The sequence below is a fragment of the Kocuria sp. CPCC 205231 genome, from assembly GCF_040980965.1.
GTDB classification, from domain to species: domain Bacteria; phylum Actinomycetota; class Actinomycetes; order Actinomycetales; family Micrococcaceae; genus Kocuria; species Kocuria rosea.
Genome location: NZ_JAVKPP010000004.1, coordinates 273687 through 285539, shown reverse-complemented (window position 1 = coordinate 285539; position 11853 = coordinate 273687). Strand labels below are relative to the sequence as shown.

Annotated in this window: 12 protein-coding genes; 2 read left to right on the top strand and 10 right to left on the bottom strand. The window is 74.7% G+C overall.

Annotated elements, in window-relative coordinates; translation table 11 throughout:
- Positions 1 to 22: 22 nt before the first annotated feature.
- The 7 genes from RF640_RS05945 to RF640_RS05915 all read right to left on the bottom strand — a co-directional run bounded on the left by RF640_RS05945 (position 23) and on the right by RF640_RS05915 (position 5005).
- Positions 23 to 877, bottom strand: a complete 855-nt coding sequence (locus tag RF640_RS05945) for an SseB family protein (RefSeq protein ID WP_368827087.1) — start codon at positions 875 to 877, stop codon at positions 23 to 25.
- On the bottom strand, positions 874 to 1626 hold the full coding sequence (gene priA, locus RF640_RS05940; RefSeq protein WP_017832896.1) for a bifunctional 1-(5-phosphoribosyl)-5-((5-phosphoribosylamino)methylideneamino)imidazole-4-carboxamide isomerase/phosphoribosylanthranilate isomerase PriA: 753 nt from the start codon (positions 1624 to 1626) through the stop codon (positions 874 to 876). Before priA ends, RF640_RS05945 begins: the two co-directional genes overlap by 4 nt.
- Positions 1627 to 1686: 60 nt before the next feature.
- On the bottom strand, positions 1687 to 1848 hold the full coding sequence (locus RF640_RS05935; protein WP_017832897.1) for a hypothetical protein: 162 nt from the start codon (positions 1846 to 1848) through the stop codon (positions 1687 to 1689).
- Positions 1845 to 2612, bottom strand: coding sequence for an imidazole glycerol phosphate synthase subunit HisH (hisH, locus tag RF640_RS05930; protein WP_109243423.1), 768 nt, complete (start codon positions 2610 to 2612; stop codon positions 1845 to 1847). The genes RF640_RS05935 and hisH overlap by 4 nt, the downstream gene beginning before the upstream one ends.
- The gene (hisB, locus tag RF640_RS05925) at positions 2609 to 3238 is read right to left on the bottom strand and encodes an imidazoleglycerol-phosphate dehydratase HisB (protein ID WP_017832899.1); all 630 of its coding nucleotides are present in this window, start codon (positions 3236 to 3238) and stop codon (positions 2609 to 2611) included. The genes hisH and hisB overlap by 4 nt, the downstream gene beginning before the upstream one ends.
- Before the next feature lie 144 nt (positions 3239 to 3382).
- Positions 3383 to 4486, bottom strand: coding sequence for a histidinol-phosphate transaminase (locus RF640_RS05920; RefSeq protein WP_368827083.1), 1104 nt, complete (start codon positions 4484 to 4486; stop codon positions 3383 to 3385).
- 90 nt (positions 4487 to 4576) lie between these two features.
- A complete protein-coding gene (locus RF640_RS05915; protein ID WP_095651565.1) occupies positions 4577 to 5005 on the bottom strand; it encodes a hypothetical protein in 429 nt (142 codons plus the stop codon).
- 344 nt (positions 5006 to 5349) lie between these two features.
- Between RF640_RS05915 and lexA the strand changes: the two genes are divergently transcribed.
- Positions 5350 to 6129 carry a transcriptional repressor LexA gene (gene lexA / locus RF640_RS05910; protein WP_035929659.1) on the top strand — a complete coding sequence of 260 codons (780 nt, stop codon included), beginning with the start codon at positions 5350 to 5352 and terminating at the stop codon, positions 6127 to 6129.
- A gap of 150 nt (positions 6130 to 6279) precedes the next feature.
- On the opposite strand, the gene RF640_RS05905 is transcribed toward lexA, so the two are convergent.
- Positions 6280 to 8358 carry an ATP-dependent DNA helicase gene (locus RF640_RS05905; RefSeq protein WP_368827080.1) on the bottom strand — a complete coding sequence of 693 codons (2079 nt, stop codon included), beginning with the start codon at positions 8356 to 8358 and terminating at the stop codon, positions 6280 to 6282.
- Between the two features lie 4 nt (positions 8359 to 8362).
- Positions 8363 to 9991, bottom strand: a complete 1629-nt coding sequence (gene hflX / locus RF640_RS05900; protein ID WP_017832904.1) for a GTPase HflX — start codon at positions 9989 to 9991, stop codon at positions 8363 to 8365.
- 140 nt (positions 9992 to 10131) lie between these two features.
- Here hflX and RF640_RS05895 point away from each other — a divergent pair, with 140 nt between their 5' ends.
- Positions 10132 to 10794 carry a class I SAM-dependent methyltransferase gene (locus tag RF640_RS05895; protein ID WP_017832905.1) on the top strand — a complete coding sequence of 221 codons (663 nt, stop codon included), beginning with the start codon at positions 10132 to 10134 and terminating at the stop codon, positions 10792 to 10794.
- Positions 10795 to 10859: 65 nt separating this feature from the next.
- Here RF640_RS05895 and dapF read toward each other — a convergent pair whose 3' ends face one another.
- Complete coding sequence (gene dapF / locus RF640_RS05890) at positions 10860 to 11843, bottom strand: diaminopimelate epimerase (RefSeq protein ID WP_368827077.1); 984 nt, start codon at positions 11841 to 11843, stop codon at positions 10860 to 10862.
- Positions 11844 to 11853: the final 10 nt, after the last annotated feature.

The window sequence follows — 11853 nt, the reverse complement described above, 5'->3', positions numbered from 1 at the left end:
GGGCTGATCCGGGTTCCCCGGGTCAGCCCGCCGTCGTGAGACGCAGCTGCATCGAGTCCACGTCCTCCGCGAGGGCCGGCTCGACGCTCAGCCGGGCCTGGAAGCGGGCGACGACGTCGTCCAGCTGCGCCCGGTCGAGCCCGGCGCGCAGGGACAGCACCACGGCCAGCTCGGGGCCCGCCCCACCGCCCCGGACGACCGCCCCGTCCGCGGCGCGCACGGCCACCCCGTCGCCGGGGGTCGTCCCCACGCCGAGCACCCCGGGCAGGTCCTCGGCGCAGCGCCGCACGGCCGCCTCGACCGCCGGGCTGCGATAGGAGGGCGTCCAGGTCCTGCCCTGGGCCAGCGCCCAGAGGGCCGGGCGGCGCACGACGAACGGGAGCTCCGTGCCCGGGTCGAGCACGAGCAGCTGGGTGCCGTCCTTGACCGCGGCCACGGCCGCCCGGCGGACGTCCGTGGCCACCGGCCGCGCCCGGTCGTGCCAGTGCGCGAGCGCCGCGGTGGACGTGAAGACCGGCAGCACCTGCCGGCCGTCCGCCGCCCGCAGGGACACGAGGGCCATGTCGGCCTCCTTGTCGGCCACCAGACCGGCCTCGGTCACGGTCGAGGCCGAGACCTCGGCCACGACGGGCACGAACACCCGGGTCCCGGCCAGCGCGGCGACCACCGCGGACTCGTCCCCCCTCCCCGCGCGCAGGTCCTCGAGGGCCTGCAGCACGGCCGGGGCGGCGGCGCCGTCGTCGTCGGGGAAGCGGTGGGTGTGGCTGGTGCCCTCCCCCAGGTCGCGCCCGGCCCAGGCCTGGCCGCCGGTGTCCTCCGTGCCGCCCGCGCCCGCGAGCTGGGCGGCGATGTGCGCCGGCAGGGGCCGCTCGGTCACCGCGCTCCCGGCCGGCCCGCCACGTCGAGGGCCTCCTCGAGGGTGAAGCGGCCCGCGTAGAGGGCCTTGCCCACGATCGCGCCCTCGACGCCGGAGGGCACCAGGGTGCGCAGGGCGGCGAGGTCCTCGAGGGAGGAGATCCCCCCGGAGGCGACCACGGGCTTGTCGGTGCGGGTCGCGACCTCCTGCAGCAGCTCCAGGTTGGGGCCCTTGAGGGTGCCGTCCTTGGTGACGTCGGTGACCACGTAGCGGGCGCAGCCGTGCTCCTCGAGGCGGTCCAGGACCTCCCAGAGGTCCCCGCCCTCCTCGGTCCAGCCGCGGGCGGCGAGCACGGTGCCCCGCACGTCGAGGCCCACCGCAATGACGTCGCCGTGCTCGGCGATGACCTTCTGCGTCCACTCGGGGTTCTCGAGGGCCGCGGTGCCCAGGTTGATCCGCGCGGGGTCCAGGGACAGCGCCCGCTCCAGCGAGGCGTCGTCGCGGATGCCGCCGGACATCTCGACCTTCAGCTCCAGCTCGGCGGCCACGCGGCGGAGGACGTCGATGTTGTCGCCGCGGCCGAAGGCGGCGTCGAGGTCCACGAGATGGATCCACTCGGCGCCGGCCTCCTGCCACGCGAGGGCGGCCTCGAGCGGGTCGCCGTAGCCGGTCTCGGAGCCGGCCTCGCCCTGGACCAGGCGCACGGCCTGGCCGTCCGCGACGTCGACGGCGGGCAGCAGCTGGAGGCGGGGGGTCTCGCTCAGGGACATGGGTTCTCTTCTCTCGGTGCTCGGGTGCGGGTGTGCGGGCGTTCGGGGTGGGCCCGGGGCTCAGCGGCCCTGGAACCAGGCGTACCAGCCGTAGCCGACGAGGGCCGCCGCGACGGCGGCCAGGAGGACGACCGTCCACAGCGGCTTGCGCTGCTGGTGGAACGAGATGGCGCCGCCGGCGACGAACGCCCCGAGCACCATGACGACGACGGCCGCGCTCACGCGGCGCCGTCCTGGCTCTCCAGGGTCGGCCGGCCGGCCAGGGTGTCCCCGCCGAGGGGGTCGCCGGCCTTGAGGTGGTCGAGGCGTCCCGTGCGCGGCAGGGTGCCGAGCCAGTTGCGCAGCAGCTGGATGCCCGCCTCGGAGGACTTCTCGGGGTGGAACTGCGTGGCGCACAGGGCCCCGTTCTCCACAGCGGCGATGAAGCGCCCGCCGTGGTCGGACCAGGTGACCTGCGGCGGCCGCATCTTCTGGATGCTCTGCGGGAAGTCCCACTCCTGCACCCCGTAGGAGTGCACGAAGTAGAAGCGCTGGTCCTCGATGCCCCGGAACAGGACGCTGCCCTCGGGCGGGTCGACCGTGTTCCAGCCCATGTGCGGGACGACGTCGGCCTTCAGCCGTTCGACGACGCCGGGCCACTCGCCCATGCCCTCGGTCTCCTGGCCGTGCTCCACCCCGGAGTCGAAGAGGACCTGCAGGCCCACGCAGATGCCCAGCACGGGCCGTCCGCCGGCGAGGCGGCGGCCGATCAGGCGCAGCGCGTCCACGGAGCGCAGACCGTCCATGACGGCGGCGAACGCGCCGACGCCGGGGACCACGAGGCCGTCGGCGTCGAGCACCGCCTCGGGGTCGGCGCTGAGCACCACGTCCGCGCCGGCGGCCTCGAGGGCGCGCACGGCCGAGCGCACGTTGCCGGCGCCGTAGTCGAGGACCGTGACGGTGGGCCGGCCGGCGCCGTCGGTCGCGGTAGTGCCGTCGGTGCTCACAGGGCCCCCTTCGTGGACGGGATGCCGCGGACCCGGGGATCGGGCTCCACGGCCTGGCGCAGCGCGCGGGCCAGGGCCTTGAACTGGGCCTCGGCGATGTGGTGCGGGTCCCGGCCGGCCAGCAGCGTGACGTGCAGGCAGATCCCGGCGTGGTGGGCCAGGGACTCGAAGACGTGCTGGACCATGGAGCCGGTGAAGTGCCCGCCGATGAGGTGGTACTGCTGGCCCTCCGGCTCGCCGGTGTGCACCGCGTAGGGCCGGCCGGAGATGTCGACCACGGCGTTGGCCAGGGCCTCGTCCAGCGGGACGGTGGCCTCGCCGAACCGGCGGATCCCGGCCTTCTCGCCCAGCGCCTGGCGCAGGGCGTCCCCGAGGACGATCGCGGTGTCCTCGACGGTGTGGTGGACGTCGATGTGGGTGTCCCCGGTCGCCCGGATCCGCATGTCGATCAGGGAGTGCTTCGACAGCGCGGTGAGCATGTGGTCGTAGAAGGGCACCGAGGTGTCGATGTCGTTCTCGCCGGTGCCGTCGAGGTCGATCTCGACGGACACCGTGGACTCGCTCGTGCGCCGCTCCAGGGCGGCGCGGCGGGGCGCACGGGTGCCGGTGGTGGTCTGGTCGCTCATTCGGTGGGAACTCCTCGCGGGCGCGGCACGGCCGTCGGTGGGCCGCGGGTGGTCCGGGCCGGGACGCACGGCGGCGCCCCGGGCCCGGTGGTGGTGGTCTGCCTCCATGCTATCCGGGTCGGGAGGACCCGGCCCCGGGGCCCCTCAGCCGCCGGAGACGATCCGCTCCATGCTGGTCAGGAACGCGGTGGTCTCCTCCTCGGTGCCGGCGGTGACGCGCAGGTGGCCGGGGATCCCGACGTCCCGCACGAGCACCCCGTCCTCGAGCAGCTCCCCCCACACGGCCCGGGAGTCCTCCATGCCGCCGAAGAACACGAAGTTGGAGTCCGACTCGGCCGGCTCCAGCCCGATCCGCTTGAGCTCGTCGACGATCCGGTCGCGCTGGACCTTGATGTCCTCCACGTTGGCCAGCAGCGACTCCGAGTGGCGCAGGGCCGCCAGGGCCGTGGCCTGGGTGACGGCGGAGAGGTGGTACGGCAGCCGGACCAGGCGCACGGCGTCGGCGACCTCCGGCGCCGCCGCGAAGTAGCCGAGGCGGGCGCCGGCGAGCGCGAACGCCTTGCTCATGGTGCGGGAGACGATCAGCCGGGGCCGGCCCTCGAGCAGCGTGAGCGCGGTGGGGGTGCCGCCGTGGGAGAACTCCGCGTACGCCTCGTCGATCACCACGACGGTGCGGAACTCCTCCCCCGCCTCGTACACGGCGGTGACCACGTCCGAGCCCAGCGCGGTGCCGGTCGGGTTGTTGGGCGAGCAGAGGAAGACCACGTCGGGGCGGTGCCGGCGCACCTGCTCGGCCGCGGACTCCGCGGACAGGCCGAAGTCCGCCGCCCGCTCCCCGGCGACGAAGCCGGTGTGCGTGCCGGAGGCCAGCAGCGGGTACATCGAGTAGGTGGGGACGAAGCTGAGCAGGGTGCGGCCCGGGCCGCCGAAGGCCTGCAGGATCTGCTGCAGGATCTCGTTGGACCCGTTGGCCGCCCACAGGTTCCCGGGCCCGAGCCCGTGGCCGAGGTACGCGGCGAGCTCCTCGCGCAGGGCGGTGAACTCGCGGTCCGGGTACCGGTTGAGGGTCCAGGCCGCCTCGGTGACCTCCCGGACGATCGCCGCGTGCACGTCCGCCGGGACCGGATGGGTGTTCTCGTTGGTGTTGAGCGCCACGGCGACGTCGAGCTGCGGGGCGCCGTACGGCGTCTTGCCGCGCAGGTCGTCGCGGAGCGGGAGGGCGTTGAGTCGGTCCAGGTTCTGCGTCACCCGGACAGTTTAGTGCTCCGCCCGGGGCGTACAGATCGGGGTGTACAGAGCGGGGCGTACAGAGCGGGGCGTGCTGATCGGGCGGGCGGCTCAGGCGGCCGGGACCTCGAGGAGCTGGCCGGCCACGAGCACGGAGCTGTCCAGGTCGTTGAGCTCCACGATCTCGTCCATGACCTCCCGCGGGTCCCGGTCCGGATCGGCCGCCACGGCGAGCTCCCACAGGCTCTGCCCGGGGAACACGGTGGTCTGCTCGGTCCCGGAGCCCGGGACGGGTGCGCTCGTGGCCGTGGCCGTCGAGGGGACGAGGAAGATCACGGCGAGCACCACCAGGGCGGCGGAGCCGGCCAGGACGGGCAGCCCCAGGAACACCAGGCGGCCGCGGCGGGTCAGGGTCAGCGGGGTGCGGGACGCGGAGCGGGCGGGACGGGCCCGCCGGAGCGCACGGCCGAGCCCCCGGGCGGATCCTGCGGACTCGCGGCGGCGGGCGACGACGGCGGTGAGGGTGGCACTGGCACTCATGACATGAACTCCTTGACGTTCCCGCACGGAGCGGGCGATCTCGAACACCGGTCCGGTCGACGACCCTCGCGGGCCTCCATTCGATCGAACATACTTTCGAATACCGATGACCCATGTCTAGCACGTGTCTGCGAATGCTGTCGACAGCGGGTCGTACATATGTTTGAACACACACGGCGTGTCGCCTAGGCTGAGGACAGGTCCGGGCCCCCGGCCGGCGCGCGCTGCGGATCCCCTGCGCCTGCCGACCGGGACCCATCGAACCACCCGGGTCCGACATCGGAACCGGGACCGCGCAGACCGGCTGCGGCACCTGCAGCCGGACGGGAAAGGACGACGCTCCCATGGCCCAGCCCCCCACCCCCGAGGAGCCCCGCGCCCGGGGCGCCCGCCCCGGGGCACGCTCGCGCAGCCGCGGGCTCACCGTGCGCCAGCGCACCATCCTCGAGGCCATCCAGCGCTCCATCGCCGAGCACGGCTATCCGCCGTCCATGCGGGAGATCGGGGACCTCGTGGGCCTGGCCTCGCTCTCCAGCGTCACCCACCAGCTCGCCCAGCTCGAGAAGCTGGGCTATCTGCGCCGCGACCCCAAGCGCCCGCGGGCCATGGAGGTGCTCACTCCCCTGCAGCTGCGCGGGACCGCCGGGGCGGAGTCCGCCGAGCCGTCGCAGGAGGCCCCGGCGGCACCGGCGAGCCGGACCGCTCGTCCCGCCGCCCAGAACGCCGTGGCCGAGCTGTCCACCTCGGCGGACGTGACGATGGTCCCCCTGGTGGGCCACATCGCCGCCGGCGGGCCGATCACGGCCGAGCAGTCCGTGGAGGACGTCCTCGCGCTGCCCCGCCAGCTGGTCGGGCACGGCGAGCTGTTCATGCTGCGCGTCAAGGGCGACTCGATGATCGACGCCGCGATCTGCGACGGCGACTGGGTGGTGGTGCGCCGGCAGAGCGCCGCCGACAACGGTGACATCGTGGCCGCCCTGCTCGACGACGAGGCCACGGTCAAGACCTTCCGCCAGCGGGACGGCCACACCTGGCTGCTGCCGCAGAACACGCGCTACGAGCCGATCCTCGGCGACCACGCCACCGTGATGGGCAAGGTCGTCTCGGTGCTGCGCAGCCTCTGAGCCGCCGCACGCCCGGGACCCGGGCCCTCCGCCGCCGGTGGGGGGGCCCGTTGCCGTCCGGGCCGGCCGCCGTCCGGACACCTCCTGCTGTCCGCACCCCGTGCGGGCCCGGCGCGGTCCGGGGAGACCCCGGGCGTCCGCCGGACGTGCTCAGCCCACGGAGAGCCGCTGCAGGGCGCCGAGCACCACCTGGCGGTCCGTGGTGGTCCACAGCGGCGGCAGGGACCCGCGGAGGAAGCCGCCGTAGCGGGCGGTCGCGATCCGGGAGTCCAGGATCGCCACGACGCCCCGGTCCCCGCCCGCGCGGATGAGCCGCCCGGCCCCCTGGGCGAGCCGCACGGCCGCGTGCGTCGCGGACACGGACATGAACCCGTTGCCGCCGGCCCGTTCCGCGGCGCGGCTGCGGGCGCTCGCCAGCGGGTCGTCCGGGCGCGGGAAGGGGATCCGGTCGATCATCACGAGCCGGCACGAGGCCCCCGGGACGTCGACGCCCTGCCACAGGCTCATCGTGCCGAACAGGCTCGTGGCCGGGTCGTCGGTGAACTCCTGGACGAGTCCCGCGAGCGAGGACTCCCCCTGGCACAGGATCGGCAGGTCGGTGCGCCCGCGGAGCGCCTCGGCCGCCTCCTCCGCCGCCCGGCGGGAGGAGAAGAGCCCGAGGGCCCCGCCCCTGGAGGCCTCCAGCAGGGCCAGCATCTCGTCCAGCTGGGCCTCCGTGAGCCGGCGGCCGGGCTTCTCCAGGTGCTTGGCGAGGTAGAGGATGCCCTGCTTCGGGTAGTCGAACGGGCTGCCGACGTCCACGCCCTCCCAGCGCGGGGCGCCCTCGCCCCGCAGGCCGAGGGCGCCGGCGGCGGAGTCGAAGGACGAGCCGACGGACAGGGTGGCGGAGGTGAGGACCACGGTGCGCCCGTCGAAGAGCCCCTCCCGCAGGGTGCCGGCCACGCTGAGCGGGGCCACGTGCAGGGTCGCCGGGTCGGTGTCCTCCGCGGGCACGTAGCCGCGGCCCGGCTCCCAGCCGCCCTGGCGCGAGATCCACAGCACCTCGCGGTGCTCCTCGGCGGCGAGGATCCGCTCGGCCAGGTCGAGGACGTCGCTCACCCGGGAGCGGGCCATCTGCCGGCCGGCGTCCCCGTCCTTCTCCCCGGGACCGGCCTTGGACTCGGTCATCACGGTGCGGGCGGCGTCCCGGATCTGGGCCACGGCCGCCGCCTGGGCGTCCCCGAGGCCGCGGTGCAGCAGCTCGGCGGGAGCGCCCATCAGGGCGGCCTCGAGGTTGGCGGCCCCGGCGGTGAGCGAGTCGGGGCTCGCGGAGGTGTGCTTGCGCGCGGACGCGGCGGCCGAGCGGACCATCGCCGCGGAGAGCTGTCCGGTGACGGCGCCCGTCACCCGGTCCTGGAGCTCGTGGGCCTCGTCGATGACCACGACGTCGTGCTCGGGCAGCACCGTGATGCCCTCGAACGCGTTGATCGCGAGCAGGGCGTGGTTGGTGATGACGATGTCGGCCTCACCGGCCCGCTGCTTGGCGAGCTCCGCGAAGCAGTCCTCGACCAGGGGACAGCTGCGGCCCAGGCACTCCTTGGCCGTGACCGACACCTGGCGCCAGGCGCGGTCGCTGACCCCGGGGAGCACCTCGTCCCGGTCGCCGGTCCCGGTCTCGCGGGCCCACTCGCGCAGGCGCTGGACCTCCTGCCCCAGCCGCCCGGGGTTCTCGGCGGCCTCGGGCTGCGGCGGGCCGGGGTGCGGGGCGGCGTCGGGCAGCGCGAAGAGCGCGCCGGGCTCGTCGTCGGACGGGTAGCCGCCCTCGATCTTGTGCAGGCACGCGTAGTTGCTGCGGCCCTTGAGCAGGGCCACGTCCACGTCCCGCTCGAGCTCGCCCTCGAGGGCGGCCAGCAGGCGCGGCACGTCCCGGCCGACGATCTGCGACTGCAGCGCGAGCGTCGCGGTGGCCACGACCACCGGCTTGTCCGCGCGCTGGGCGTGCTCCACGAGCGGGGCCAGGTACGCGAGGGACTTGCCGGTGCCGGTCCCCGCCTGGACCAGCAGGTGCCGGCCCCGGTCCAGGGCCTCGGCCACCTTGGCGGTCATCAGCCGCTGCCCGTCCCGGATCTGCCCGCCCATCGCGGTCACGGCGGTGTCCAGCAGGGCCAGGGAGTCCTTGGCCCCGGGCAGGGTCTCCGGGCGCACGCCCGAGACGTCGTGCCCGGACTCGTCCACGAATGCGGCGGCCACGCGCTCAGGCGCTCTCGGCGCCGAAGCCGGGAGCGCGCTCGGGGGCGAACTCCGCGAGCTCGGCCGCGAGGTCCTCGCGGACCTTCACGAGCAGGTGGGTGCCCTCGGGCAGGTGCTCGGTGCGCAGGATCTCCGCGTCCCAGTCGTGCAGCCGGCTGACCACGTCCCCGCGCTGGTAGGGCACGAGCAGGTCCAGCACCGTCTCGGGCCGCGGGATGGACTCGCTGATCCGCTGCCGGAGCTCCTCGATGCCCTCCCCGGTGCGGGCCGAGACCACCACCACGTTGCGCTCGCGCTGCTTGATCCGCTCGACCACGAACGGGTCGGCGGCATCCACCTTGTTCAGGGCGATGATCTCGGGGATGTTCTGCGCGTCGATGTCCGTGAAGACCTGGCGCACCGCGCGAATCTGGCCCTCGGGGTCCGGGTGGGAGGCGTCCACCACGTGCAGGATGAGGTCGGAGTCGGCGACCTCCTCCAGGGTGGAGCGGAACGCCTCGACGAGCTGCGTGGGCAGCGACCGGACGAAGCCGACCGTGTCCGAGAGCGTGTAGCCGATGCCGTCCGGTGTCTGCGCGCGGCGGACCGTGGGGTCCAGGGTGGCGAACAGGGCGTTCTCCACGAGCACGCCCGCGTCCGTGAGCCGGTTCAGCAGCGAGGACTTGCCCGCGTTGGTGTAGCCGGCGATCGCCACCGAGGGCACGGAGTGGCGGCGGCGGTTGAGCCGCTTGGTCTCGCGCGCCGGCTTCATCGCGGCGATCTCGCGCCGCAGCTTGGCCATGCGGGTGCGGATGCGCCGGCGGTCCAGCTCGATCTTGGTCTCACCGGGGCCGCGGGAGCCGATGCCCTCACCGGCGGCGGCGCGACCGCCGGCCTGGCGGGACAGGGACTCGCCCCAGCCGCGCAGGCGCGGGAGCAGGTACTCGAGCTGGGCGAGCTCGACCTGGGCCTTGCCCTCCTTGGACTTGGCGTGCTGGGCGAAGATGTCGAGGATCAGACCCGTGCGGTCGATGACCTTGACCTTCACGACGTCCTCCAGCCCGCGCCGCTGGGAGGGGGCGAGCTCGGAGTCGACGACGACGGTGTCCGCGCCGGTCGCGGCGACGATGTCCCGCAGCTCCTTGGCCTTGCCCGAGCCCAGGTACGTGGCCGGGTCCGGCTTGAGCCGGCGCTGGACGATGCCGTCCAGCACCTCGGAGCCCGCGGTCTCGGCGAGCGCGGCCAGTTCGCGCAGGGAGTTCTCGGCCTCCGCGAGCGTGCCCTCCGTCCACAGCCCGGCCAGCACCACGCGCTCCAGGCGCAGCTGGCGGTACTCGAGCTCGGTGACGTCCTCGAGCTCGGTGGACAGGCCCGCGACGCGGCGCAGCGCGCGGCGCTCCTCGAGGTCCTGCTGGTCGCCGTCGTGGACGGTGTGCCCGTCCTCGGCGTCGGCCAGCTCCCGGGCCCGGCCGGAGAACCTGCCCGGCGCGGTGGAGTCGTCCTCGGGGGCGGTGTCCTGCCCGGCGGCCTGCTCCCGGGCCCGGGCCCGGGACAGCACGCGCTCGACGACGTCCTCCAGGTCCTGCCGGCTCAGGCCGTTCTCGGGCTCCGCGGCGTCGCGGGGCTCGGCAGGGGTTTCACGGGGGTGGGTCATGGTTCCTTTCGGACGGGATGCTGATCAGTACATTCTAGTGGCGGAGCCGGACATCCCGGCGTCGGAGCCGGGCGTCCCGGCGGGGTCCGCGCCGGTTCCCGGTGCGTGCGGGGCGGGCGCTGTCGGTAGCATGGGGCGCTATGGCACCGCCTCCCGACTCCCCCGATCCCGTGGCCGGCCCGGCGACCCCCAACCCGGGGACCGAGCACTACTTCTCCGAGGACCCCTCGGTCCCCGAGGTGCGGCGGTCCGTGGCCGTGCGGCTGCGGGGGCGGGAGGTCTCGCTGCAGACCTCCAACGGGGTGTTCAGTCCGCGGGGTCTCGACAAGGGAACGTCCGTGCTGCTGGAAAATGTTCCCGACCCCGCCGGGGCGGAGCTCCTGGACATCGGTTGCGGGTGGGGCCCGATCGCGCTGAGCCTGGCCGGGGCCGCCCCGGGGGCCCGGGTCACGGCCGTGGACGTCAACGAGCGCTCGCTCGGGCTCACCCGGGACAACGCGGCGGCCCTGGGCCTGACCGGCGTGGAGGCGCTGCTGCCGGAGCAGGTGCCCGCGGAGCGGCGCTTCGACACCATCTGGTCCAATCCGCCCATCCGGATCGGCAAGCAGCAGCTGCACGAGCTGCTCCTCCAGTGGCTGCCGCGGCTGGCCGAGGGCGGCACGGCGTGGCTGGTGGTGCAGAAGAACCTCGGGGCGGACTCGCTGCAGAAGTGGCTCGGCACCGCGCTGGGCGCCGCCTTCCGGGTCTCCCGGCACACGACCGACAAGGGGTTCCGGGTCCTGCTCGTCGAACGGCGGGACTGAGCGACCGGCACCGGGCCGCCCCCACAAACCTCGGGCCTCAGGCCTCAGGCCTCAGGCCTCAGGCCTCAGACGAAGGTGCCGTCGGCCACCAGCACGGCCGGTCCGGCCAGCACCACGTGCTCGGCGCCGTCGGGCGCCGGGACGAACGTCACGGAGACGATCCCGCCGGGCACCTGCACGAGCCACTGGTCGGGGGCCGTGGCGCCGCCCCAGAAGCGCGTCGCGGCCGCCGCGGCGCACGCGCCCGTCCCGCAGGACTGCGTCTCGCCCACGCCGCGCTCGTGCACGCGCATCCGCACCCGGCCCACGCCGTCGTCGTCGCCGTCGGCGGGGACCACGAACTCGACGTTGGTCCCGTCCACGGGCTCCGGGCGCACAACGGGAGCAGTGTGCAGCCCGAGCTGGTCGAGCTTCTCCCCCTCCGCGAGCGCCACGACGGTGTGCGGGTTGCCCATGCCGATCGACAGCGCGGGGCGGGGCACCTTCAGCCCCTCGGCGGTCACGACGGCGTCCGAGCCGCGGGACCGGGCCGCGTCCCCGTCGAGGAAGGTCCACGGCCCCATGTCCACGGCGTAGCCGGAGTCGGTGCGGGCCACGGTCTTCACCCCGGCGCGGGTGCCGATGCGCAACACGTCCCCCTCGGGGACCGCGGCGAGACCCCGCTGGAGCAGGTAGTGGACGAAGACCCGCACCCCGTTGCCGCACATCTCGGCGACGGAGCCGTCGTTGTTGCGGTAGTCCATGAACCACTCGGCGTCCGGCGCCGCCTCGAGGACGGCCCGCCCCTCGGGGATCGCCTCGGAGCGCACGGCGCGGATCAGCCCGTCCCCCCCGATGCCGCGGTGGCGGTCGCACACCAGGGTCACCAGCTCGGCGTCCAGGGCCAGCTCCGCGTGCGGGTCGGTCAGCAGCACGAAGTCGTTGCCCGTGCCGTGGCCCTTGGCGAAGTCGCGGCCCCGGAGCTCCCCCCAGGGGCCGGCGCCGGGGGCGGTGTCCGGGGCGGGGCGGGTGTCCTCGTGCTGGGCGGTGGGGCTCTGGGCGGAAGTCACCCGGCCATGA

Coding starts and splice junctions, on each gene's coding strand:
- lexA (WP_035929659.1), top strand. CDS start 5,350: ATGGCCCAGCCCCCCACCCCCGAGGAGCCCCGCGCCCGGGGCGCCCGC.
- hisB (WP_017832899.1), bottom strand. CDS start 3,238: ATGAGCGACCAGACCACCACCGGCACCCGTGCGCCCCGCCGCGCCGCC.
- priA (WP_017832896.1), bottom strand. CDS start 1,626: ATGTCCCTGAGCGAGACCCCCCGCCTCCAGCTGCTGCCCGCCGTCGAC.
- RF640_RS05895 (WP_017832905.1), top strand. CDS start 10,132: ATGGCACCGCCTCCCGACTCCCCCGATCCCGTGGCCGGCCCGGCGACC.
- RF640_RS05915 (WP_095651565.1), bottom strand. CDS start 5,005: ATGAGTGCCAGTGCCACCCTCACCGCCGTCGTCGCCCGCCGCCGCGAG.
- hflX (WP_017832904.1), bottom strand. CDS start 9,991: ATGACCCACCCCCGTGAAACCCCTGCCGAGCCCCGCGACGCCGCGGAG.